Annotated in this window: 23 protein-coding genes; 14 read left to right on the forward strand and 9 right to left on the reverse strand. The window is 66.2% G+C overall.

Translation table 11 applies throughout. From position 1 onward, the window contains the following. Window positions 1-3: 3 nt before the first annotated feature. The 5 genes from FGU64_RS17330 to FGU64_RS17350 form a co-directional block, all read right to left on the reverse strand. The gene (locus FGU64_RS17330; protein ID WP_139954302.1) at window positions 4-1383 is read right to left on the reverse strand and encodes an aspartate aminotransferase family protein; all 1380 of its coding nucleotides are present in this window, start codon (window positions 1381-1383) and stop codon (window positions 4-6) included. A 74-nt stretch (window positions 1384-1457) separates the two neighbouring features. After that, window positions 1458-1754 (reverse strand): type II toxin-antitoxin system RelE/ParE family toxin, encoded by a 297-nt coding sequence (locus FGU64_RS17335; protein ID WP_139954303.1) that lies wholly within the window; start codon window positions 1752-1754, stop codon window positions 1458-1460. Further along, window positions 1751-2026, reverse strand: a complete 276-nt coding sequence (locus tag FGU64_RS17340) for a type II toxin-antitoxin system ParD family antitoxin (protein WP_139954304.1) — start codon at window positions 2024-2026, stop codon at window positions 1751-1753. The genes FGU64_RS17335 and FGU64_RS17340 overlap by 4 nt, the downstream gene beginning before the upstream one ends. A gap of 57 nt (window positions 2027-2083) precedes the next feature. After that, window positions 2084-3058, reverse strand: a complete 975-nt coding sequence (locus tag FGU64_RS17345; RefSeq protein WP_139954305.1) for a WD40 repeat domain-containing protein — start codon at window positions 3056-3058, stop codon at window positions 2084-2086. Window positions 3059-3218: 160 nt separating this feature from the next. Beyond that, the gene (locus tag FGU64_RS17350) at window positions 3219-4259 is read right to left on the reverse strand and encodes a GTP-binding protein (protein ID WP_139954306.1); all 1041 of its coding nucleotides are present in this window, start codon (window positions 4257-4259) and stop codon (window positions 3219-3221) included. 272 nt (window positions 4260-4531) lie between these two features. Here FGU64_RS17350 and FGU64_RS17355 point away from each other — a divergent pair, with 272 nt between their 5' ends. The 4 genes from FGU64_RS17355 to FGU64_RS17370 all read left to right on the forward strand — a co-directional run bounded on the left by FGU64_RS17355 (window position 4532) and on the right by FGU64_RS17370 (window position 7686). After that, the gene (locus tag FGU64_RS17355; RefSeq protein ID WP_139954307.1) at window positions 4532-5026 is read left to right on the forward strand and encodes a MarR family transcriptional regulator; all 495 of its coding nucleotides are present in this window, start codon (window positions 4532-4534) and stop codon (window positions 5024-5026) included. A gap of 122 nt (window positions 5027-5148) precedes the next feature. Next, window positions 5149-6171 carry a LacI family DNA-binding transcriptional regulator gene (locus tag FGU64_RS17360; protein WP_139955429.1) on the forward strand — a complete coding sequence of 341 codons (1023 nt, stop codon included), beginning with the start codon at window positions 5149-5151 and terminating at the stop codon, window positions 6169-6171. Window positions 6172-6222: 51 nt separating this feature from the next. Beyond that, a complete protein-coding gene (locus FGU64_RS17365) occupies window positions 6223-7215 on the forward strand; it encodes a 2-hydroxyacid dehydrogenase (RefSeq protein WP_139954308.1) in 993 nt (330 codons plus the stop codon). 81 nt (window positions 7216-7296) lie between these two features. After that, window positions 7297-7686: a hypothetical protein gene (locus FGU64_RS17370; RefSeq protein ID WP_139954309.1), complete on the forward strand. Its 390-nt coding sequence runs from the start codon at window positions 7297-7299 to the stop codon at window positions 7684-7686. Between the two features lie 16 nt (window positions 7687-7702). Here FGU64_RS17370 and FGU64_RS17375 read toward each other — a convergent pair whose 3' ends face one another. Next, window positions 7703-8476 (reverse strand): gamma-glutamyl-gamma-aminobutyrate hydrolase family protein, encoded by a 774-nt coding sequence (locus tag FGU64_RS17375; RefSeq protein ID WP_139954310.1) that lies wholly within the window; start codon window positions 8474-8476, stop codon window positions 7703-7705. A gap of 239 nt (window positions 8477-8715) precedes the next feature. Here FGU64_RS17375 and FGU64_RS17380 point away from each other — a divergent pair, with 239 nt between their 5' ends. Beyond that, window positions 8716-9825, forward strand: a complete 1110-nt coding sequence (locus FGU64_RS17380) for a TRAP transporter substrate-binding protein (protein WP_139954311.1) — start codon at window positions 8716-8718, stop codon at window positions 9823-9825. Window positions 9826-9918: 93 nt separating this feature from the next. On the opposite strand, the gene FGU64_RS17385 is transcribed toward FGU64_RS17380, so the two are convergent. The 3 genes from FGU64_RS17385 to FGU64_RS17395 form a co-directional block, all read right to left on the reverse strand. Then, entirely contained in the window at window positions 9919-11757 is a 1839-nt protein-coding gene (locus tag FGU64_RS17385) for a TRAP transporter large permease subunit (protein WP_139954312.1), read from the reverse strand. Then, window positions 11754-12338: a TRAP transporter small permease subunit gene (locus FGU64_RS17390; protein ID WP_139955430.1), complete on the reverse strand. Its 585-nt coding sequence runs from the start codon at window positions 12336-12338 to the stop codon at window positions 11754-11756. The genes FGU64_RS17385 and FGU64_RS17390 overlap by 4 nt, the downstream gene beginning before the upstream one ends. A 300-nt stretch (window positions 12339-12638) precedes the next feature. Then, on the reverse strand, window positions 12639-13544 hold the full coding sequence (locus FGU64_RS17395; RefSeq protein ID WP_139954313.1) for a branched-chain amino acid ABC transporter permease: 906 nt from the start codon (window positions 13542-13544) through the stop codon (window positions 12639-12641). 93 nt (window positions 13545-13637) lie between these two features. On the opposite strand from FGU64_RS17395, the gene FGU64_RS17400 reads away from it, so the two are divergent. The 9 genes from FGU64_RS17400 (at window position 13638) to FGU64_RS17440 (ending at window position 24185) form a co-directional block, all read left to right on the forward strand. Next, on the forward strand, window positions 13638-14249 hold the full coding sequence (locus tag FGU64_RS17400; RefSeq protein WP_139954314.1) for a CGNR zinc finger domain-containing protein: 612 nt from the start codon (window positions 13638-13640) through the stop codon (window positions 14247-14249). Between the two features lie 19 nt (window positions 14250-14268). Further along, window positions 14269-14772, forward strand: a complete 504-nt coding sequence (locus FGU64_RS17405; RefSeq protein ID WP_246671143.1) for a hypothetical protein — start codon at window positions 14269-14271, stop codon at window positions 14770-14772. 161 nt (window positions 14773-14933) lie between these two features. After that, the gene (locus FGU64_RS17410; RefSeq protein WP_139954316.1) at window positions 14934-18407 is read left to right on the forward strand and encodes an indolepyruvate ferredoxin oxidoreductase family protein; all 3474 of its coding nucleotides are present in this window, start codon (window positions 14934-14936) and stop codon (window positions 18405-18407) included. A 140-nt stretch (window positions 18408-18547) separates the two neighbouring features. Continuing rightward, window positions 18548-20866 carry an EAL domain-containing protein gene (locus FGU64_RS17415; RefSeq protein ID WP_139954317.1) on the forward strand — a complete coding sequence of 773 codons (2319 nt, stop codon included), beginning with the start codon at window positions 18548-18550 and terminating at the stop codon, window positions 20864-20866. A 150-nt stretch (window positions 20867-21016) separates the two neighbouring features. After that, window positions 21017-21778, forward strand: coding sequence for a hypothetical protein (locus tag FGU64_RS17420; RefSeq protein ID WP_139954318.1), 762 nt, complete (start codon window positions 21017-21019; stop codon window positions 21776-21778). Window positions 21779-21870: 92 nt separating this feature from the next. Next, window positions 21871-22020: a DUF3096 domain-containing protein gene (locus tag FGU64_RS17425; RefSeq protein ID WP_139954319.1), complete on the forward strand. Its 150-nt coding sequence runs from the start codon at window positions 21871-21873 to the stop codon at window positions 22018-22020. Between the two features lie 156 nt (window positions 22021-22176). Next, on the forward strand, window positions 22177-22404 hold the full coding sequence (locus tag FGU64_RS17430) for an aa3-type cytochrome c oxidase subunit IV (protein ID WP_136354740.1): 228 nt from the start codon (window positions 22177-22179) through the stop codon (window positions 22402-22404). Window positions 22405-22491: 87 nt separating this feature from the next. Next, entirely contained in the window at window positions 22492-23760 is a 1269-nt protein-coding gene (locus FGU64_RS17435) for a Re/Si-specific NAD(P)(+) transhydrogenase subunit alpha (RefSeq protein WP_139954320.1), read from the forward strand. Next, window positions 23760-24185 carry an NAD(P) transhydrogenase subunit alpha gene (locus tag FGU64_RS17440; protein WP_139954321.1) on the forward strand — a complete coding sequence of 142 codons (426 nt, stop codon included), beginning with the start codon at window positions 23760-23762 and terminating at the stop codon, window positions 24183-24185. Before FGU64_RS17435 ends, FGU64_RS17440 begins: the two co-directional genes overlap by 1 nt. Window position 24186 lies beyond the last annotated feature (1 nt).

Raw genomic sequence — 24186 nt, forward strand, 5'->3', positions numbered from 1 at the left:
GTCTCACACCGAAATCTTCGCTGCAACGTCGGCGAAGGCTGAGATCAGCCGGTCCACCTGCCGCGCCTTCGTGGCCGGCGAAACCAGCATCATGTTGTGGAAGGGCGCGATCAGCGCGCCGCGGTTGACCAGCGCGACATGGATGGCGGCTTCCAGTTCCGGCGCGTGCGCGCTTTCCGCCTCGTCGCCGTTCTTCAACGGACCGGGGGCGCAAATGAACTCCACCCGTGCGCCGACGCGGGCGACGTGCCAGGGCAGGCCAAAACGGTCGATGACGGCGGTCAGTCCGGCGTCCAGCCGCATCGCCAGCCGCGTCATATGGGCGTAGTTTTCCTCCGTCATCACCTCCTCCAGCGTCGCTTTCATGGTGGCGAACTGCAGCGGATTGGCCGACAGCGTCGTGCCCATGCCGGAATAGCCGGGTTCCTTCGTGCGGTTGTAGGCGGCGTAGCGGTCGGCCACCGCGCCGCTCATGCCCCAGACGCTCGCCGGCACGCCGCCAGCCACCGGCTTGCCCAGCACGAACAGGTCCGGCTCCAGCCCGAAGGCTTTGGTGTAGCCGCCGGGACCGGAGGAAATGGTGTGCGTCTCGTCGATCAACAGCAGCGTGCCGGCCTTGCGCGTCAGGTCGCGCAGCGTTGCATGGAACCCCTGTTCGGGCAGCACCATGCAACTGTTGGTCAGCACCGGCTCGGTGATGACGCAGGCGACGTCCTTGTCGGCAAGCGCCGCCTCCAGCGCCGGAATGTCGTTGAACTCGACGATCTTCGTGCGCACCGTGAGGTCGCGGAATTCACCGGCAAGGCCGGGCCGGTTGATCGGTTTGCCGTCCCGCAGTCGCACCATCGTCTCGTCGGCCGCGCCATGGTAGCAGCCGTTGAAGACGAGGATTGTGTCGCGGCCGGTGACGGCGCGCGCCACCCGCAGCGCGAAGCGGTTGGCGTCGGTGGCGGTGGTGGCGATCTGCCAGAACGGCAGGCCGAAATGTGCCTCCAGAAGCCGCCCGAGCCCCAGCGCGTCTTCTGATGGCAGCATGTAGGTCAAGCCGCGCGCGGCCTGCCGGCGGATGGCGCGGGCCACAGGCGGCGGCGAATGGCCGAACATCGAGCCGGTGTCGCCGAGGCAGAAATCGTCCAGCGCATTGCCGTCGATATCGGTGATGCGAGCGCTCTTCGCGCTCTCGACCAGGATGGGAAAAGGCGTCGGCCAGTCGTTCATCCAGTGCATCGGCACGCCGCCGAAAAAGCCCTCGATGCCATTGCCGATGCGCGCCTCGCTTTTCGGCCGCGCCTTGCGGAAGACAGCCGCCTCGGCCTCGCGAAGCTCTGCGATACGCGCGGCGTCTATGCCGCTCCTTGTCGCGATCGGTCGGTCAGCAGGCATTCAGGATCGGCCCCCACACCGCACTTTAGACAATGGCCAAGGCAAACCGCAATCAAGTGAAAGGGTAATTTGGATTACGACCTAAACCTCGCCGCAAAATCCTGGCCGCCGTAGAAAATGCCTTCGATCAACACGGTATCTGGTGAAACCAGAAAGGCGATAGTGACGCGCCGTTCGAAGCCTACGGTCCGTAAACCGGACAGGATGTCGTCATGCCTGGTTCCGCGATTGGGAAATTCGGCGAGCTTCTCGCAGGAAATCACGATACGAGTGATGTATCTTTCCGCGATCTGCTCGCTCGAGTGGTCTGCAATGTAATTATAGAGATTTTCCAGTTGCCGTTCCGCAAGCAGCGTGAATTCAACTTTCATCTCGTCGCGCGTGCCTGCCGCCGTGCTTTGATACGGCCGAGAACGCCTTCGGACGGGATCGACGAGGATGGGTCGGACAGATATTCCGCGTGTCCGGCCACCACTTCTTCACGCAGCCAGCGGTCGATGTCGGCATCGCGCTGCAGAAGCGCGCGGGCGCCTTCTATCAGGGCATCCTGCACGGAGTCGTATTCACCCGATTGTACTTTTTGCTCAAGTTCCTCCGCCATTTCGGCGGGAAGCCGGACGTCGAATCTTTGCACGCTGTTCATGGCTCGTCTCCGTGCCGAACATAGCATCGGCAGGCGTGACTTTCAAAGCCGCCGCCGTCAGCCCGCTATGTCGATCACGCCGCAGTCGCCGGTGGCGGTGCCGAAGACGATGCGGCGGCCTTCGCCGTCCCACATCAGCGCGGTGACGGCGCCCTTGCCCGGCCGGCGCAGCAGCACCTCTTTCTGGTCGGCGAAGCGCGAGGCCAGCACCATGCCGTCGTCGTAGCCGATCGCCACCACCTCCTCGGAGGGATGGCAGGCAACGCAGGTCACCATGGCGTCGCCGCGCGTGCCGAGTTCCAGCGGCGCCTTGCCCATCGGCCCGTCCTTGCCCTGGAAGGGCCAGACGATCGCCGCCGGCGCGCCGGAACTCGCCAGCCACTTGCCCTTGGTCGACCACGACAGGCTTTTCACCTTGGCCGGATAGCCCAACATGCGCATGTGCTTGCCGTCGGCGAGTTTCCAGCCGTGCAGGGCGTTCTCCTGCATGGTGGTGACGAGGAAGGCGCTGTCAGGCGAGAAGGTGGCGCCGGTGTGCGCGCCGGCCCATTCCAGCTCGGTCGGCTTGCCGTCGGTGGCCGGAAAATGCAGCGTCGCGCCGTTGTAGCGGGCGACCGCGATTCGCATGCCCTTCGGCGCGAAGGCGATGCCTTCCACCGAGCGGGGATGGGCAAACTCCTTCACCTTGCCGTCGGCGAAGCGCACGAAGGCATTGCGCCCCGCGCCATAGCCGACCGCGCCCTGCGGGCCGGCGGCAACGCTGGTGATCCACTTTCGGCCGGCGCTCGCCAGTTCCTCGACGGTACCGTCGGCCTTGACGGAAAAGACCTTGCCGTCCTCGCCGGCGGTGATGAGCCGGTTTGCCGCCGCGTCGAGCGCGGTGCACAGCAGGCCGTCATTGGCCCGCACGGTCTTGTGGCCATGGTCGAGCCGATGCACTGCGCCGTCGGCGAAGGCGAAGAAGGGGATGTCGTTGAGGAAGACGGCGGCGAGGCAATGGCCATCGATGTCAAGCGGGGCGACTGTGGGCACGAAAGATATTCCATCCGATGTTGGCGCTGCCCTCACCCTTACCCTCTCCCCGTAAGGACGGGGAGAGGGGAATCACCGATGGCGCAACTGCTCTCCTCTCCCTGTTCTCACGGGGAGAGGATGCCGGCAGGCAGGTGAGGGGCGGCGCTGATGGTGAAAATTAAGCCGCCTGGCACGCCTCGAAGCTTTTGCGCAGCCGCTCGGCGTCGAGGTCGCGGCCGATGAAGACCAGCCGGCTCTCGTGCTTCTCGCCATCCTTCCAGGCGCGCTGGTGGTCGCCCTCGATGATCATGTGGACGCCCTGCAGCACGTAGCGGTCGGGGTCGTCCTTGAAGGCGATGATGCCCTTGAGCCTGAGGATGTTCGGGCCTTCCAGCTGTGTCACCTTCTCGATCCAGGGGAAGAATTTCTTCGAATCCATCTCGCCGGCGCGCAGCGACACCGACTGCACCGTCACGTCGTGGATGGCGGACGGGTGCGCGTGATCGTGCCCGTGGTGGTCATGATCGTGGTGGTCATGATCGTGATCATGGTGGTCATGCTCCTCGGCGTCGAGGAAATGCGGATCGTTCTCCAGTGCCCGCTTCAGGTCGAAGGCGCCGCGGTCGAGAACATTGGCGAGATCGACGCCGGAGCGCTCGGTGCGGTGGATCTTCGCCGTCGGGTTGATGGCGCGCACGGTGGCCTCGACGGCGGCGAGTTCCTCCGGCGTCACGAGGTCGGTCTTGTTCAGCACGACGACATCGGCGAAGGCGATCTGGTCTTCCGCTTCCTTCGAATCCTTCAGGCGCAGCGGCAGGTGCTTGGCGTCGACCAGCGCCACAACGGCGTCGAGCCTGGTCTTGGAGCGGACGTCGTCGTCCATGAAGAAGGTCTGGGCGACGGGAACGGGATCGGCCAGCCCCGTGGTTTCCACCACGATGGCGTCGAAGCGGCCGGGCCGCCGCGTCAGACCCTCCACCACGCGGATCAGGTCGCCGCGCACCGTGCAGCACACGCAGCCATTGTTCATCTCGTAGATTTCCTCGTCGGATTCCACGATCAGGTCGTTGTCGATACCGATCTCGCCGAACTCGTTGACGATGACGGCGTAGCGCCGGCCGTGATTCTCCGACAGGATACGGTTGAGCAGCGTCGTCTTGCCGGAACCGAGATAGCCGGTGAGCACGGTGACGGGGATTTGCGTCTGGGCTTCGCTCATGATGGGCCTCGAAAAATTGGAAGGTTGGGCTCCATATAGGACGCCGTCGGCGCTTTTGCACGGTCGAAGCGATGATCCAGCGGGCGATGATCGGCGTCGTCGGGGCCTGCGGAATTCCTTTGTCATCTAACTGAAATAATCATCTGTCATGAGCGCAGCAGACGGTACGCTGCAGGCGCCGGCAAACTATCCGCCGGCGCCGGGCGCGCATCGCCGATTGCCAATGCGCCCGTCGCGGCTATCGTGGCCGGACGGCCCTCAGGAGAAAGACCATGGCCAAGGCAGACAGGGCAGCGACGATGAGCCGGCTGCATTCGGCCGCCAGGCTGGCGCGCACCGCGCTCGCCGCGCGGCTTCTGGCGCACGGCTTCTATGCCGGACAGGACCAGATCATGCTGGCGCTCGACCGCGAGGACGGCCAGACGCCGGGCACGCTGGCGGAGCGGCTGGGCGTGCGCCCGCCCACCATCACCAAGACGATCAACCGCCTGCAGGCGCAGGGTTTCCTCGACAAGAGAGCCTCCAATTCGGATGCGCGCCAGGCGCACATCTTTTTGACCGACCTCGGCCGCGAGGCCATCCACGCCATCGAGAAATCGGTGAAGAAGACCGAGAAGCAGGCATTGAAGGGCCTCGACAAGAAGGAGCAGAAGACCCTGTTCAAGCTGCTCGCCCGCATCGAGGCCAACCTGTCGGACGGCGAGACGGAACTGGCCGAAGACGAGGCCGAGGACGTTGCGGAGCCGGTCGTCGAGACGGCGGCGTAGGCTGTCCCGCGCCGCGCCCCGCCGCCGAAATCCACAGGCCGGCGAAAAAGCTTTGATTTGCCCCGGATAGATGGCATAAGCCGCATTTAAACAGTTTAAATGCGGTGCGGGGAGAGTGCGCGCTGGCACAGAAGATCAAGCTTTCGACCATTGCCGACGCGCTCGGCGTCTCGACCGCGACGGTTTCACTGGCGCTGCGCGACAGCCCGCTGGTGGCGAGCGCCACGCGTGACAAGATCAAGGAACACGCGCGCGAGATCGGCTACATCTACAACCGCCGCGCCGCCTCGCTGCGCACCTCGCGCTCCGGCATCGTCGGCGTCGTCGTGCACGACATCATGAACCCGTTCTATGCCGAGATCCTGCGCTCCATCGAGCATGAGCTGGACCGCAGCCGGCAAACCTTCCTGCTTTCCAACCACTACGACCAGGTGGAGAAGCAGCGCACCTTCATCGACACGCTGCTGCAGCTCGGCGCCGACGGCGTCATCATGTCGCCGGCCATCGACACGCCGGCCGCCGATATCCTCATGGCCGAGGAGAACGGCCTGCCGGCCGTGCTGATCGCCCGCGACGTCGAGGGCGCGCATGTGCCGGTGTTCCGCGGCGACGACGCCTACGGCACGGCGCTCGCCACCAATCACCTGATCTCGCTCGGCCATACCCGCATCGCCATGGTCGGCGGCACCGACCAGACCTCGACCGGCCGCGACCGCTATCAGGGCTACGTCAACGCCATGCAGGCGGCCGGGCTGGAGATCAAGCCGGCCTGGCGCATTCCCGGCCCGCGCACCAAGCAGGGCGGCTTCGAAGCCGCCGGCCAGTTCCTGGCGCTGAAGGACAAGCCGACCGCCGCCTGCTGCTGGAACGACCTCGTCGCCATCGGCCTGATGAACGGCATCGCCCGCGCCGGGCTGGTGCCGGGCATCGACATTTCCGTCACCGGCTACGACGATCTCGAGGAGGCGGCGATCGCCACGCCGGCGCTGACCACCGTCTGGAACGGCCAGCGTGAGGTCGGTCGCCGTGCCGCCAGCGCCCTGCTCGACAAGCTGAACGGCGAGCCGGTGCACATTTCGCAGGACCTCATCAAACCGGAGCTGCATGTGCGCCAGTCCACCGGCCGCCCGGTCGAGCGGCGCTGAGGGCCACATCGTCCCGCCTCGCATTCCATTCCATATCGCAGGAGAACCGGCATGGCCGCCGACCTTCGTTCCGTCACCGTCCTCATCCCCGGCAAGCTGCATGAGCAGTCCGTCAGGCGCATCGGCGAGACGTTCCGGCTGGTGGCCATCGACACCATCGATGCGGCGCTCCTGACCGACGAGATGAAGGCGACGGTGCGCGGCATCGCCGCCTCGCCGGCCATCGCCGGCGGCCTGGTGGGGCCGGATTTCATGAGGGCGCTGCCGAAGCTGGAGATCGTCGCCAATTTCGGCGTCGGCTACGATGGCGTCGACGCCCGCCATGCGGGCGCCAACGGCATCATGGTCACCAACACGCCGGACGTGCTGACCGAGGAGGTGGCCGACACGGCACTCGGCCTGCTGATCGCGACCGTGCGCGAACTGCCGAAGGCGGAAGCCTGGCTGCGCGCCGGCAACTGGGTGGCGAAGGGCAACTATCGCCTCAGCCCGCTGTCGCTGCGCGGTCGCAAGGTCGGCATTTTCGGCATGGGCCGCATCGGCATGGCGGTCGCGCGCCGGCTGGAGGCGTTCGGCCTTTCGGTCGCCTACCACAACCGCCGGCCGGTCGAGGGTGTCTCCTATCCCTATCACGCCACGCTGAAGGGGCTGGCCGAGGCGGTCGACACGCTGATTTCGGTGGTGCCCGGCACGCCGCAGACGGCGAAGGCCGTCAATGCCGACATTCTCAAGGCGCTCGGTTCCGACGGGGTCTTCGTCAACATCGGCCGCGGCTCGACGGTGGACGAGGCCGCCTTGGCCGCCGCACTCGCCGATGGCACCATCGCCGCCGCCGGACTCGACGTCTTCGCCGACGAACCGAACGTTCCGCCGGCGCTGCTGGATGCGCCCAACACCGTGCTGTTGCCGCATATCGGCTCGGCTTCGGTCCATACCCGCCGCGCCATGGCCGACCTCGTGGTCGACAACCTGATCGCCTGGTTCTCCGACGGCAAGGCGATCACCCCGGTGCCGGAAACGGCAGGCATAGGCCACAATCGTTAACCGGCGCGTTTATGCGTTAACGGCACGGTAACCCTATGGAAACATTCTTCTCTTTGCCGAAGACGGCATTGGGGAGATTCGATGAAAGCACTCGCTGCCGCGATCGGCGCCGTTGCGCTTCTGGGCGGCTTCCATTCCTTCCACGATGAGGGCGATGGAGCCGCTGTCGCCGCCGACCAAGGGCATGCGCCGGGGACCTACAGGCTGATCGCCAACGGCGGCGATGCGGCCTGCACGGTGACGCGCGGGGCGGACCTGGCCGGTGGGTTGTCGGAACTGATCGTCGGCGCGGGATGCCCGGCCGTGCTGCCCGGCATCGAGCGCGCGCGGTTCTGGCGCGACCGCAAGGACGGCACCGTCGGTTTCAGCGAGAACGGCGCCGACCCGCTGGTCAGCTTCGAGGCCGGCGACGGCGTCGATTACGAATCCTACGCCCCGGCCCTGCCGCTGCTGACCTTGGTGGCCGAATAATCAAGCTGCCGGCTGGCTACTCCGCCGCCGTCCGCGTCGCGGTCCGCGCGGCAGCGTGCGCGCGCACCGCGTCGCCGAAGGCCTTGAAGATACGCTGCGACACGCTGTCCGATTTCACCCAGTATTCGGGGTGCCACTGCACGCCGACGGCGAAGGCCCGCGCGTCGCGCACCGACACGGCTTCCACCGTGCCGTCCTCGGCGACGGCCTCGACCTGCAGCTTCGGCCCGAGACGGTCCACCGCCTGCCGGTGTACCGAATTGACCTTGATGTCGCCGGCGCCGAACACGCCCGCCAGACAACTCCCCGGCTTGATCGAAACGGTCTGGTGGATGGCGAAGCGTTCGTCCTGGTTCTCGCTCACCGGCGCGCGGTGGTCGAGGGAACCCGGCCGTTCCTGGATCTCGCTGGCGAGCGAGCCGCCCAGCGCGACGTTCATCTCCTGGATGCCGCGACAGATGGCGAGCAGCGGCACGCCGCGCTCCACCGCCTTGCGGATCAGCGGCAGCGTCGTGGCGTCGCGCGCCTCGTCGTAAGGCCCGTCACGCTCGGTCGCTTCCTTACCGTAGAGCGAGGGATGGACGTTGGACTTGGAGCCCGTCAGCATCACGCCGTCCACCGCCGAAAGCAGTTCGTCGAGGTCGAGCCGGTCGCCGAAGGAGGGCACCAGGACGGGCAGCACGCCGGCGCCGGAAAGGGCGGCCTCCACATACTGCTGCGGTGCGGCATGCCAGGTGTAGTTCTCGAACTGTTTGACATCTGTGGAGACGGCGACGAGCGGCTGGAGCATCTGGGTTCCCGAGAAGCGAAACGACGCGATTGCACTTACAAAATAGGCGATTGCAAGGCGATTTGCCACGGCCATGTGCGGCTTGCGCCAGCCCGCCGCCGGCGGCGGGTCATGGACCCGGCCGAATGCCCGTGCTGGACACGTCGCCTTCGGTGTGTATTGTCCGCTAACCGGCTCCCGGACCTGATGTTTTCCCGGCGGGCCAGTTCATATTTCGATCAGGCAAGGGAGGAGTTTTCATGGATCGTCGTTCATTCATCCGCAAGGCCGGCGCCACCGGCGCCGGCGCGGCCGCATCCACCGCCGCTTTGGCCGCACCGGCCATCGCCCAGTCCAACCCGAAGATCACCTGGCGGATGACCTCCTCCTTCCCGAAATCGCTCGACACCATCTACGGCGGCGCCGAGGTGTTGTCGAAGATGCTGTCGGAAGCCACCGACGGCAATTTCCAGATCCAGGTCTTCGCCGCCGGCGAACTGGTTCCCGGCCTGCAGGCGGCGGACGCCGTCACCGCCGGCACGGTCGAGGCCGCCCACACCGTCTGCTACTATTTCTGGGGCAAGGACCCGACCTGGGCGCTGGGCTCCGACGTGCCCTTCGCGCTCAACGCGCGCGGCCGCAATGCCTGGCAGTATCACGGCGGCGGCATCGACCTGTTCAACACCTTCCTTGCCAAGCAGGGCCTGTTCGGCCTGCCGGGCGGCAACACCGGCACGCAGATGGGCGGCTGGTTCCGCAAGGAGATCAACACCGTCGAGGACCTCAAGGGCCTGAAGATGCGCATCGGCGGTTTCGCCGGCAAGGTCATGGAAAAGCTCGGTCTGGTGCCGCAGCAGCTCGCCGGCGGCGATGTCTATCCGGCGCTTGAGAAGGGCACCATCGACGCCGCCGAATGGGTCGGCCCCTATGACGACGAGAAGCTCGGCTTCTACAAGGTCGCGCCCTACTACTACTATCCGGGTTTCTGGGAAGGCGGCCCGACCGTGCATTTCCTGTTCTCGAAGGAGAGGTACGAAGCGCTGCCGGCCGCCTACAAGTCGCTCCTGCACACCGCCTGCCAGGCGGAGGACGCCGACATGCTGCAGAAGTACGACTACCTGAACACCAAGGCGATCAAGTCGCTCGTCGCCAACGGTGCCAAGCTCAAGCCGTTCAGCCAGGAGATCCTGTCGGCCTGCTTCGACGCCGCCAACAAGACCTACGACGAGATGATGGCGTCGAACGCGGACTTCAAGACGATCTGGGAATCGATCGTCGCCTTCCGCAAGGAGGCCTATCTGTGGGATCAGGTGGCCGAGTACAACTTCGACACCTTCATGATGATCCAGCAGCGCGCCGGCAAGCTGTAGGCCGCGCCGCGTCGTCGGAACACGAAAAACCCCGGAGCGCCGCTCCGGGGTTTTTCTTTGCGTGTCGCGTTTCCTGTCGCGAATGAAACTTGCTCAGTTGAAGCTGGGCGGCTTCGACAGGTCCGGCGCGGCAGGCGCAGCCGGCTGCGCCGGGGCGTTGCCGAAGTTCGGCGGCTGCGAAAGATCGGGTGTCGCAGGTGCGGCCGGTTGCGGCGCCGGCGTCCCGCCGAAGCTTGGCGGCTGGGAGAGGTCCGGCGCCGCCGGTGCGGTGCCGCCCTGCGGGGCGGTGGGCGCGCCGAGCGGCGGCAGCGACAGGCCCGGCAGTTCCGGCATCTTGATCTCGATCGAGCCGGGATCGACCACCTTGCCCTTGTAGTGCATGACCATCTGCGGGAACAGGATGGTCAGCGCGATCATCAGGACCTGGATCAGCACGAACGGCACAGCGCCCCAATAGATCTGCCCGGTCGTCACCGGCGCGATCTGTTTGCCGGTGATGCGGTCGAGATAGGGCACGCGCGCCGCCACAGAGCGCAGGTAGAACAGCGCGAAGCCGAAGGGCGGATGCATGAAGGACGTCTGCATGTTGACGCCGAGCAGCACGCCGAACCAGATCAGGTCGATGCCGAGCTTTTCCGCTGCTGGCGCCAGCAGCGGCACGATGATGAAGGCCAGCTCGAAGAAATCGAGGAAGAAGGCGAGGAAGAACACCAGCAGGTTGACGACGATGAGGAAGCCGAGTTCGCCGCCCGGCAGCGAGACCAGCAGGTGCTCCACCCACAGGTGCCCGTTGACGCCGTAGAAGGTCAGCGAAAAGACGCGCGAGCCGATCAGGATGAACAGCACGAAGGACGACAGCCTTGTCGTCGAGGCGAGCGCCTGCTTGACGACGTCGAGCGAAAGCCGCCGCTTGGCGGCCGCCATAACGAGCGCGCCGACGGCACCCATGGCGCCGCCTTCGGTCGGCGTGGCGATGCCGAGGAAGATGGTGCCCAGCACCAGGAAGACCAGCGCCAGCGGCGGGATCAGCACGATGACGACCTGCTGCGCCAGCCGCGACATCAGGTTGAGGTTGAGCGCCTTGTCGAGGATGGCGACGATGTAGATGGCGATGATGCCCACCGTGGCGGCGAGAATGTCGGCGTTCTCGCCCTGCGTCGGCTCGAGATAACGGTAGGCGCCGTAGGCGATGGCCACCGCGGCGAGCAGGGCAAAGATCAGCGAGGTGATGCCGTGGCCGAGCGTGCGCGCTTCCGCCGGCAGGGCGGGTGCCCAGTCCGGCTTGACGATCGAGGTGATCAGCACGTAGCTCATGTAGAGGCCGGTCAGCACCAGGCCGGGGATCAGCGCGCCGGCATACATGTCGCCGACCGAGCGGCCGAGCTGGTCGGCCAGCACGATCAGCACCAGAGACGGCGGGATGATCTGCGCCAGCGTGCCGGAGGCGGCGATGACGCCGGAGGCGAGGCGCCGGTCGTAGCCATAGCGCAGCATGATCGGCAGCGAGATCAGCCCCATGGCGATGACCGAGGCGGCGACGACGCCGGTGGTGGCGGCGAGCAGCGCGCCGACCAGGATGACGGCATAGGCGAGCCCGCCGCGCACCGGCCCGAACAGCTGGCCGATCGTGTCGAGCAGGTCCTCGGCCATGCCGGAGCGTTCCAGCACGATGCCCATGAAGGTGAAGAAGGGGATGGCGAGCAGCGTGTCGTTGGCCATCACGCCGCCGTAGAAGCGGTCGGGGAGTGCATAGAGCAGCGGCCACGACAGGTTGATGGAGCCGGCCGAAAGGGGCGCCAGCTCGACACCGATGACGAAGAACAACAGGCCGTTGGCGGCAAGCGAGAAGGCGACGGGGTAGCCGATCAACAGGAAGATGATCAGCGAGGCGAACATGATCGGCGCCATGTTCTGCGCGATGAACTCGATCACGGCTTGAGCTCCTCGACCAGCGCTTCGCCTTCGAGCTGGGCCTGCTCATGCTGTGTGACGTACGGGTTCGGATCGTCCATGTTGCCGTTCATGATGGCGATCTTCTTGATGATCTCCGACACGCCCTGCCAGGCCAGCAGGAAGAAGCCGGTGAGAAGCATCGCCTTGGCCGGCCAGATGATGAGGCCGCCGGCGTTGGTCGACATTTCGCCGCTGCGATAGGAAACCGACACATAGGGGACGAGATAGAACACCATCAAAAGCGCGAACGGCATCAGGAACAGGATGTGGCCGACGAGGTCGATCCAGTGCTGGATGCGTCGCGAGAACAGGCCGTAGACGATGTCGATGCGGATGTGCTCGTTCTGCTTGAGCGTATAGGCGGACGCAGCCAGGAAAGCGGCGCCGAACAGGTACCATTGCAGCTCCAGCCAGGCGTTGGAGGAGGTGTCGAAGATCTTGCGGATGGTGGCGTTGCCGGCGCTGACCAGGATCGAGGCCAGGATCAGCCAGGAAATCCATTTGCCGATGAACTCGTTGACCGCGTCGATGACCGACGAGATGCCGATCAGCACGCGCATGCGGCGGTCGAACAGGAGCGTCAGCACGATGGCCGCGAGCACGATCGCGAAGATGGCAAGCAGCGCGCGTCCGCCCGGCGTCTCGATCATGACGCGGGCTGCGGCATAAAGCAGGTCCATAGATGTTCCTCCCTGGCGGGCGCTGTCGCTTTCTGCGCGCGATGCGCCTTCGTGGCCCAAGCCTATGCCGCGTGTGGCTGCATCGGTCAACACGGGCGGGAGCGGTAGGCGTCATCCTGTGGGCAAGCCAGGGGGAGGTATAGGCGGCTGCCGCCGCGCGATGCGCTGGAAACGGACGATTCAGGCGGCCTGGCGGCTGTCGCGGCCGGCGCCGATCAGCACCAGCATGGCGACGAGGAACAGGTACATCCAGGCGTCGCGCCACTCGATCGGGAAATAGCCGGCCCACAGTGATTCGGCCATGCCGAAGGCGACGCCGCCCAGCGCCGCGCGCGACGGCGACAGGTAGCCGCCGACGGCGGTGACGAACAGCACCTTGAGGCCGTAGACGAGGCCGGTGCCGAAGGAGATGTTGCCGTAGTAGAAGGCGGCCAGCATGCCGGCGAGCGCCGCCGCCAGACCGCCGCCCAGCACCGCGCTGCGGAAGACGGCGCGCTGGTCGACGCCGCACAGCGCGGCAGCCAGCGGATCGTCGGAGACGGCCCGCCAGCGGCGCCCGAAGCGGGAGCGCGCCAGCATCCACCCGCCGGAGGCGATCGCGGCCGCGATCAGCGCGATGTCGATGAGCTGGACCACCGTCAGCGTCGCCCGGAAGCCGGGTCCTTCGGCAAAGGTGACGGGCCAGGCAAGCATCGGCGGCAACCAGAAATCCTTGGTGTCGGCGGCGATGCGGGAAAGCTCGCTCAGCACCAGAAGAACGCCCAGCGTCGCGGCCGCTATCGTGTTGGGCGAGCGGTCGGCCAGCGGCTCGAACACACCGCGCGACAGCACATGGCCAAGCAGCACGGCATAGGCGAAGGCCATGGCGACGCCGAAGGCGACGGTCGCCGGCAGCGTCAGCCACAGCACCTGCCAGCCGTAGACGGCGGCCAGGATCATCGTCTGCCCGCAGAAGGCGAAGACCTCGCCATAGGCGAGGTTGGTGCGGTGCAGGATGCCGTTGGTCAGCGCGTAGCCGAAGGCGAGCAGCGCGTAGAGCGCGCCCGAATGCAGCCCGTTCAGCACCTGCTGGATGAAATAGAGCATGACCCGTCCGGTCCTCCCGATCATCCGGACGGCAACAGGGTGCCCCTTGTGATATAACTTGTCAAATGACGTTTGATGGTTAGAATTAGCGACATGACGGTATCCTGGACCCCGCATCGCTTCCAAGGCGGCGTACTGGCGCTCGACGCGGCCAACACGGTCGTGCTGCGCGGCGATCCGGAGCGCAGCTTCGACCGCTTCGCCGATCCCGCCGAGATCGCCCGCTTCGCCGAGGCGGCCGGCACCTTCCGCGTCGACGAGCTCGGCGGCCGGCGGCTTGCCGTGGCCGACCCGCATCGGATCGCGCCCGTGGTGCTGGCGATCCGCGAGGCGACCGACCGGCTCTATCGCAATGCCGTCAAGGCCGGTGGGGCGGTGGCGGCGGCCGACATGGAGCCGTTCCTGCGCGCCTGCGCCGACGGGCTGGCTGGCGCCGACACGGCGTTCGGAGCGCCGGGCAGGCCGTTCGGCGACGCCGATACGCCCATCGCGCTGGAAGCGGCGCTGGCGGTGTCGGCGCTGTCGCTGCTTTCCGGTGGATCGCTGGCGCGGCTCAAGCTCTGCCGCACCTGCAACTGGCTGTTCCTCGACCGCAGCCGCAACGCCAGCCGCCTGTGGTGCGACATGGCCGTCTGCGGCAACCGGCAGAAGGCCAGCCGCCATTATCGCCGCCGCAAGGCGGCACTGGAGGATGAGGATGCCTAGTTTTCTCCCCCGAAGCCTGATGGCGGCCGCTGCCCTGGCGGCGGCGCTGGCGCTGGGCGCCTGCCGCGAATCCGGCGCCGACAAGCCGTTCGAGATTTCCGGCCGCCTGTTCGAGTTCAACTATCGGCTCGGCATCGCCACCTATGTCGTCACCCTCAATCCGCTGAGGCCGATGGGTGAGGGGCAGGTGGCCGAGGTCGATTTCGAGAATCCGGCCGGCGGCCCGCCGCTTCTCGTCACCCAGAAGATCTGGCCGAAGATGCGCCACATCACGCTGACCAGCCCGCCGCTGAGCTGCGTGGTCAAGGACAAGCCCTATGCCGTCGCGATCCGCATCAAGGACAAGGACGGCACGGTGCTGCAGAAGCTCGACACGACGCTGGTCTCCTCTCAGGACCAGAGCGACCTGCCGGATGCGCCGCTGGTCACCGGCTCGCGCTACGAACTCAATCCCGCGCTCGCCGGCCATCCCGACGGCAGGCTGCCGAACGCCCGCAAGCCGGCCTGTCCCAAGGCCGGCTGAAAATCGTGCCGTTCCTGGCTGGGGCGGGCGGAGGAAACCGGGTGTGGATTGATCCCGGCGCGGCCGATTTCATTTGACCTCTCTGCCAAGGGAAGAAAGACTGCCCGTCGATCTCGACGCAGGCGGCTGCTTCGGACGCCGCTTCCGCAGAGGACCAGTTGATGACGCTGCACGACGTCGCGCTCGACGACAAGTTCGATCTTGCCAAGGAGCGCGTCTTTCTCACCGGTGCGCAGGCCGTGGTTCGCATGCTTCTGATGCAGCGCGGGCGCGACCGGCGTGCGGGCCTGAACACGGCGGGCTTCGTCTCCGGATATCGCGGCTCGCCGCTCGGCGGGCTGGACCAGCAGCTCTGGCACGCGCGCCAGCAGCTCGTCGGCGCCGACATCGTCTTCCAGCCCGGCCTCAACGAGGAACTCGCCGCCACCGCCTGCTGGGGCTCGCAGCAGGCCGAACTGCTGGGCGAGGGCAAATACGACGGCGTCTTCTCCGTCTGGTACGGCAAGGGTCCGGGCGTCGACCGCTCCGGCGACGTCTTCCGTCATGCCAATCTTGCCGGCTCGTCGAGAAATGGCGGCGTGCTCGCCCTGATGGGCGACGACCATATGGCCGAATCCTCGACCAACGCGCACGCCACCGAATTCGCTTTCGTCGATGCGATGATCCCGATCCTCAATCCGGCCGGGGTGCAGGAGCTCATCGACTACGGCCTTTACGGCTTCGCCTTGTCGCGTTTCGCCGGCACCTGGGCCGCCATCAAATGCGTCAAGGACAACATCGAATCCACGGCCAGCGTCGACGCCCCGCTGGAGCGACTTTCCATCGTCCGGCCTGAGTTCGACATGCCGCCGGGCGGACTCAACATCCGCAACGAGCTCGACATGCTCGGCCAGGAGGCTCGCCTGCATGAGGCCAAGCGCTCCGCCGCCAGCGCCTTCATCCATGCCAATGGGCTGAACCGCATCGTCTATTCCGGCGGGCAGGGCGCGAAGCTCGGCATCGTCACCATCGGCAAGAGCTATCTCGACGTGCGTCAGGCGCTCGACGACATCGGCATCGACGAGGCGGCCGCCAACCGCATCGGCGTGCGCCTGTTCAAGGTCGGCTGTCCCTGGCCGTTGGATTTCCGGCACATCGCCGATTTCGCCCGCGGTCTCGACGCCATCGTCGTCGTCGAGGAGAAGCGCTCGCTGATCGAGGTGCAGTTGCGCGAGCACCTCTACGGCAGCGCCATGCAGCCGCTGATCGTCGGCAAGACGGACGAGCGCGGCGACCGGCTGTTTTCGGCGACCGGGGCGCTCGATCCCAACGACATTGCCATCGCGCTCGGCGAGCGCATCCTGCGCACCATCGGGCCTTCCGAGGAGGTCGCAGGGCGCGTGGCGAGGCTGAAGCAGTTCCAGGCGATGCTCGCCGACACGAAAGACGTCGGTTCCCGCACGCCCTATTTCTGCTCGGGCTGCCCGCACAACACCTCCACCAACGTGCCGGAAGGCTCGATCGCCGCCGCCGGCATCGGCTGCCATTTCATGGCCTTGTGGATGGATCGCTCCACCGTCGGCTTCACCGCCATGGGCGGCGAGGGCGCGCAGTGGGTCGGCCAGGCGCCGTTCTCCAAACGCGATCACATCTTCCAGAATCTCGGCGACGGCACCTACAACCACTCCGGCTCGCTGGCGATCCGCTTCGCCTTGGCCAGCGGCACCAACATCACCTACAAGATCCTCTACAACGACGCGGTGGCCATGACCGGCGGCCAGCCGCACGAGGGCGGCCTGACGGTGGACATGATCGCCCGCCAGATTCGGGCCGAGGGCGTCGAGCGCATCGCCGTCGTTACCGACGAGCCCGGCAAATATGCCGGCCGGCTCACCTTTCCGGCGGGCGTCAGCATCGACCATCGCGAGGACCTCGACCGCATCCAGCGCGAATTGCGCGAGGTTCCGGGCGTCTCCGTGCTGCTCTACGACCAGACCTGCGCGGCCGAGAAGCGGCGGCGGCGCAAGCGCGGCACCTTCCCCGATCCGGATCGCCGCGTTCTCATCAACGAACTGGTGTGCGAAGGCTGCGGCGACTGCGGCGTGAAGTCGAACTGCGTGTCGATCCAGCCGGTGGAAACCGAGTTCGGCCGCAAGCGGCGCATCGACCAGTCGTCCTGCAACAAGGATTTCTCCTGCCAGGACGGCTTCTGCCCCTCCTTCGTCACCGTGCATGGCGCCAGGATCAGGAAGGCGGAAGGCGTCGCCGGCAGCGCCGATCCGCTCGACGGCGTGCCCGAACCGGTTCCCTTCGCGCTCGGCCGCGACGGCTGGGCGGGCGTCATCGACGGCGTCGGCGGCACCGGTGTCGTCACCATCGGCGCCATTCTCGGCATGGCCGCGCACCTGGAGGGCAAGGGCTGCGGCATGATCGACATGGCCGGTCTCGCCCAGAAGGGCGGCTCGGTCTTCAGCCATGTCCGTATCGCCGAGACGCCGGCCGACATCCACGCCATCCGCGTCTCGGCCGGCAAGGCGGACCTCGTGCTCGGCTGCGACCTCGTCGTCTCCGGCGCCCGCAAGGTGCTGGCGGCGGTGCGCGAGAACCACACGCTGTTCCTCGTCAACACCGCCGAGGTGATGCCGGGTGAATTCGCCCGCTCGGCCGATTTCTCGCTGCCGACGGAACGGCTGAAGCGAGCGATCCGCGCGGCCGCCGGCGACAGCCGCGCGCATTTCTTCGATGCCACGCGCGCCGCCACGGCGCTCTTCGGCAATTCGCTGGGCGCCAATATGTTCCTGCTCGGCTTCGCCTTCCAGCACGGCGGCCTGCCGCTGTCGGCCGGGGCGGTGGAGAAGGCGATCGATCTGAACGGCCAGGCTGTGGCCATGAACGTCGCCGCCTTCCGCTGGGGCCGGCGCGCAGCGCACCAGCCGGACTATGTGCGCGCCATGGTCGAGCGCGCGAGCGCGGCACCCGTGACGTTCGCCAAAACGCTGGACGAGGTGATCGCCCGCCGCGTCGAATTCCTGACCGGTTACCAGGACGCCGCCTACGCCCGTCGCTACGCCGACCGCATCGCCGCCCTTCGCGCCGCCGAGGCGAAGGCGGTGCCCGGTTCGACGGCGGTGACCGAAGCGGCCGCGAAAAGTCTGTTCAGGCTGATGGCGGTCAAGGACGAGTACGAGGTCGCCCGCCTCTATACGGACGGCAGCTTCAAGCGCCAGCTGGCCAGCCAGTTCCAGAGCTACGACAGGCTGGAATTCCATCTCGCCCCGCCGATCCTCGGCCGCCGCGACGCCGAAGGCCGGCCGCGCAAATCGGCGTTCGGACCGTGGATGATGAAGGGGTTCCGGCTGCTGGCGACGCTGAAGGGCCTGCGCGGCACGGCCTTCGATCTCTTCGGCTACAGCGCCGAACGCCGCGCCGAACGGGCGCTGCTGGCTGAATACGAACAGGACCTCGACCTGATCGGGCGTTCGCTGGAGCCGGGCCGTGTCGAGGCCGCAGCGGCGCTGGCCGCGGTGCCGGCGCTGGTGCGCGGCTATGGCCATGTGCGGCGGGCGTCAGCCGAAAAGGCAGCCGGCGAGCGCGCGCGGCTGCTGGCCCGCCTCGACCGCGCGGTCGCCGAACCGGCGCTCAAGGCGGCCGAATAGCGATACCAACTGTTTACCGAAGTTCGGCTTTACGCCGTTTTTGCTGGTTCCGTGGCCGCTCACGGAAGGCAAATCCTCTATATCTAAGCCTTTCTTAAGGCCGATATGGGATGACGGGCTCTACCATTGGGCCGCCATGAATGGGCAAAACGAAGACCGAGAACATCCCGGCGGATGTCTATATCCAGTTTGTGAGGTCGTTGTTCGACAACGCCCACATGATTCTCATCGGCGCTGTGTGCTACTGGATCCTCGGATTCATGATGTACATGCGCACGGACAATCCGGTGTTCATCGCCTTTTCGTTCCTGCTGCTGTTCGTCAATATTTTCCGGTACTTGGGCATTCGCAGCTTTCACAAGGCGGGGGGAACCATCGCCGATGTGGAAGAGGCGCGGCGGTGGGAGCGCCACTATATCTTCAGGGGCAGCCTGCAAGGCCTGGGCCTGGGCGCGCTATGCTTCGTTTCGATCTACATCTATCCCGACCCTTACGCCGAACTGGCGGCGATGTCGCTGACGCTCGGGAGCCTGGTCACGGTCGTCGGCCGCAACTATGGCTCCACGCGCATGGTCGTTTTTCTTTCCATGGCGGTCATCGGTCCCGCGTCCCTTGCATTGCTGCTGCGCCTGGACCTGCCGTCGGTCGCGCTGGGCCTGATGATCTTCCCGATGACGTTCATCATCATCGGCAGCGCCGATCACGTCCGCGACGTGCTGTTCTCGGCCGTCATTGGCCACAAGGAGGCGAGGAAGCTGGCGCTGCGGTTCGACCGGGCGCTCAACACCATGTCGCATGGCCTCATCATGCTGGGACCGGAAGGCAAGGTCGTGGTGGCCAATGCGGAGGCCGCGCATCTGGTGTCGCTGGAATCGCCCGACGCCCTGCTCGGCCGCTCCATCCATTCGCTGCTGCTGCGCGGCGTCGCCGGCGGCATGCTGGCGCCGAAGGATTGCCGCTACATCGAGGCGCAGCTTACCCGCGCCTTGCGCGAGGGGCGTGACCGCAAGGTGCTGGTGCCCTTCTCCAACGGCCAGCACTACGAGTTCTCCGCCCGCGAAGGCGATCAGGAACTCGGCGTCATCACCTTCGAGGACGTCACGGCGCGCGTCGAGGCGGAGGAGAAGATCCGCACCATGGCGCGCTACGACAGTCTGACCGGGCTCGCCAACCGCGCCTATTTCCACGAGTTGGTGGGCGAGGCGATGGCGGCCGGCGACCGCGAGCGGCTGTGCGGCGTCGCCATCATCGATCTCGACGATTTCAAGAGCGTCAACGACACGCTCGGCCATCCGGTGGGCGACGGACTGATCTATGCGGTGGCCGAACGCCTCGCCGCCTTCGCGGCCGAAGGCATCCGCATAAGCCGTTTCGGCGGCGACGAGTTCATCCTGTTCTTCGACCGCGTCGAGGACGAAAGCCATCTGGCCGCGCTGCTCGACCGGGTCTTCGCCGGCCTGCAGGGCGAGGTTGACGTCGCCGGCCATGCGCTGCGCATCCAGGCCAGCGGCGGCGCCGTCATTTCGCGTGTCGCCGGCACCGACGTGGACGAGATGATCGTCAAGGCTGACCTCGCCCTCTACAAGGCCAAGGAACTGGGCAAGAACGGCTGGCGGCTGTTCGAGGCCGCCATGGACGCCGCCTTCCGCAACAAGCAGCTGATGAAGGCCGACCTGCGCGCCGCCGTCGACGCCAAGGCGCTGCGTGTCGTCTACCAGCCGATCGTGGCGCTCGACACCATGCGCATCGCCAGCTGCGAGGCGCTCTGCCGCTGGGATCATCCCGATCTCGGCCCGGTCTCGCCGGCCGTCTTCATCCCGCTGGCCGAGGAGATGGGCATCATCGCCGACATCAGCACCTTCGTGCTGGAAGCGGCCTGCACCGAATGCGCGAAATGGCCGAGCCATACCAGCGTTTCGGTCAACCTGTCGGCCAACGATTTCCGCAGCCGTTCCGTCGTGCAGAAGGTGCGCGACGTCCTGGCCGCGTCCGGCCTGGAGCCGCGCCGCCTGGAGATCGAAGTGACCGAGACGGCGCTGCTCGACGACAAGTCGGCGACGCGCGAACTGCTCGAGGAAATCCGCGCGCTCGGCGTGCGCATCGCCCTCGACGATTTCGGCACCGGCTATTCGAGCCTCAGCTACCTGCACAAGCTGCCGCTCGACAAGATCAAGATCGACCGTTCCTTCCTCATCGACGTGACCAGGAACGCCCGCTCGCTGGAACTGTTGAAGGGCATCGTCAACCTGTCGCGCCCGCTCGGCCTGTCGGTCACGGTCGAGGGCGTCGAGACGTTCGAGCAGCTCAAGATCCTTGCCCGCCAGGTCGAGCCGGACCTCGTCCAGGGCTTCCTGTTCGGCGCAGCGCTCAGCGCTTCCGGCATCGAGACGATGTCGAGCATGACGTGGCCGTTCCAGAGCCAGATCAAGGCGCTCGGCGCCGCCACCGCCCGATCCTGAAACCGTTTCCCGCAGCCTCGCGCGCCGCCGCCCGCATGCGGCTCCGCCATTAAGGTTAATAAGCGGTAAATGAACTCCATCGCAGTTTCAGCTTGTGTCGCGTTGCAACTCGGGTAGCCTCATTTGCGGGCGGACTACGAGGGCAAGTAAATGGACGGTATCGGTAAAGGCGTTGCGCCGGAGGCCGGCGCGCATGCGGGTTCGGCATTGAACCGCTCGATCATGCAGCTTCTGGAGCATGTCGAATACAGGCTCGTTACCGGCGGCGAAGATCTGGAGGAAATCTATCGTCTTCGCTACCAGTCCTATCTGCGGGCCGGGATAGCCACTCCCAACGACAGCGGCTTGTTTGAGGACCGCTGGGACAATCTTCCCAATTCTTACCGTTTCGGCGTCTATTGTTACGAGCGGCTGGTCAGCACGCTGCGCCTTCACTACATCTCCCGCGAACATCCCTATTCGCCGTCCATGGACGGCTATTCGGAAATCTTGAAGCACAGGGTCGAGCGCGGCGAGACCTTCATCGAGGGGACCCGCTTCGCCACCGATCCCGACAGTGCGCCGGCACCCGGCATGTTGCCGTTCCTGACGCTCAGGCTGGGCATGGTCGCGTCCTGCTACTTCGGCCAGACGTCGGTGCTGATACCGGTCAAGATCGAGCACGCGGCTTATTACGCGCGCATCTTCAACGCCAGGCAGATCGCCGAAGGCAAGGCGTTCCCCGGCGTGCTCGTCCAGGGCGCCCTGTTCGAGATTCCGTGCGGCGAGAACCTGCGGCTGACGCTGGAAAGGTTCCCCTTCTTCAAGTCGACGCCGACGGAACAGCGGCTGATGTTCTCCAACCCGGCGATCAATCCGCTGACGCCTCAGACGATCGTGCCGACAGCCAAATATCTGCGCGAAGCGGCCTGACCGCATCGTTGCGCATGGAGCTTTTCGCCCGCCGCGCCGTTTAGGGTGCGGCGGGCGCATCGCCGTGCCCGCGGCACTGGAAGGATTCTGCCATGACCGTATCGACGATTGCCCTGACGCCGCTGATCTCGCTGGTGGCGGGCGTGCTCATTCTCGTCATGCCGCGTCTGTTGAACTACATCGTGGCCATCTACCTCATCGTCGCAGGCCTGCTCGGCCTGTTCCCGCATCTGGCCGGATAGCGATCGGCCGCCACGGCGCGGGCGCTTGCGATCTTCCTCGCCCGCGCTTTCAAGTTTTCCTTGATTGACTTGCACGGCACTGCGTCAACAGTACCATTGCTCTCGGCTTGGCTTTTCGCTATCAGCGCAGAAAGCTGTTTTAGGAGGGGTATTTCCATGGCAGATCATACGCCGGCCGGCCCGGTCGAACTTGGCGCCGATATGGACTATGCCGAGCACGACCGCACCTATCATGGTTTCCTGGCGCTGGCCAAATACGGCGCGCTCTCCTGCGCGGCCATTTTGATCGCCATGGCGTTCGGCTTCTTCACCGCCGCCGGCTTCTTCTCGTCGTTGATCCTGTTCGTCATCATCTGCGCGGTCGGCGGCTACCTCCTGCGCTAGGCCTTCGCCGGTCCTGTCTTCCGGATGCCGTCGCCTTGGCGGGCGGCACCGTGCCGAAATTGAAGTTCCAGCCGAAAGGATTGCGCGGTGGGACAGACGGTTTTCATTCCTCGTGAGGTTGACCCAACGGAAGGCCGCGTCGCGGCTTCGCCGGATACGGTGAAACGACTGGCCGCCCTCGGCTTCGACGTGATCGTCGAGGCCGGCGCCGGCACTGCTTCGCGCATTCCCGACGAGGAGTTCGCCAAGGCGGGCGCTTCGATCGGCAAGGCGGCCGACGCCGGCAAGGCCGACGTGGTGCTGAAGGTGCGCCGCCCGACCGACGCCGAACTGAAAGGGTATAAGAAGGGTGCCGCGGTGCTCGCCACCATGGACCCCTACGGCAACGACGCCGCTGTCGTTGCCATGGCTAAGGCCGGCATCACGGCGTTTGCCATGGAGTTCATGCCGCGCATCACCCGCGCGCAAGTGATGGACGTTCTGTCCTCGCAGGCCAACCTCGCCGGCTACCAGGCGGTCATCGACGCCGCCGCCGAATACGACCGCGCGCTGCCGATGATGATGACGGCGGCCGGCACGGTTCCGGCGGCGAAAACCTTCATCATGGGCGTTGGCGTTGCCGGGCTTCAGGCGATTGCAACGGCGCGCCGCCTCGGCGCCGTCGTCACGGCAACCGACGTGCGACCGGCGGTGAAGGAGCAGGTGCAGTCTCTCGGCGCCAAGTTCCTTGCCGTCGAGGACGAGGAGTTCAAGGCGGCCGAGACGGCGGGCGGCTACGCCAAGGAAATGTCCAAGGAATACCAGGCCAAGCAGGCTGCGCTGACGGCCGACCACATCGCCAAGCAGGATATCGTCATCACCACGGCGCTAATCCCCGGCCGTCCGGCACCGAAGCTGGTGTCGGCCGCCATGGTCGCCTCGATGAAGCCGGGCTCGGTGATCGTCGACCTCGCCGTCGAGCGCGGCGGCAACGTCGAAGGCGCGGTCGCCGGCAAGGTCGTCACCACCGCCAACGGCGTCAAGATCGTCGGCCATCTGAACGTTCCGGGCCGCATCGCGGCGTCCGCATCGTTGCTCTACGCCAAGAACCTGTTCGCCTTCCTGGAGACGATGATCGACAAGGCCTCGAAAAGCCTCGCCATCAACCGCGACGACGAACTGGTCAAGGCGACCATGCTGACCGACGCTGGCCGGGTCGTGCATCCGAACTTCGCCAAGGCGGCCGAATCCTATCAGGAGCCGGCGGCCGTTCCGGCCAGGACCATGGTGGCCGACGCTTCCGCCAAGCCGAAAAAAGCCGCGGCCAAGAAGCCGGCGGCGGCGAAAAAGTCTTCAACCGGTAAGGGGACCGCGTGATGGACGAACTGCAGAAAGCCCTTGACCAGCTCGACCAGGCGGGCGCCGCGGTGCGGCTCGCCGTGCAGGACCTCGCCAATGCGCCGGGAGGTGCTGCGGACGCAGCCGGTGCCGCCGCGCACACGCTGTCGGGCGGCGCCATCGATCCCTTCGTCTTCCGCTTCGCCATCTTCGTGCTGGCGATCTTCGTCGGCTACTACGTGGTGTGGTCGGTGACGCCGGCCCTGCACACGCCGCTGATGGCCGTCACCAACGCCATCTCCTCGGTCATCGTGGTCGGCGCGCTTCTCGCCGTCGGCGCCTCGGCGGCGGGGGCTGCGATCGGCTTCGGCTTCGTCGCGCTGTGCCTTGTCTCGGTCAACATCTTCGGCGGCTTCCTGGTCACCCAGCGCATGCTCGCAATGTACAAGAAGAAGGAAAAGTGAC

The sequence above is a fragment of the Mesorhizobium sp. 8 genome, from assembly GCF_006351905.1.
GTDB classification, from domain to species: domain Bacteria; phylum Pseudomonadota; class Alphaproteobacteria; order Rhizobiales; family Rhizobiaceae; genus Mesorhizobium; species Mesorhizobium composti.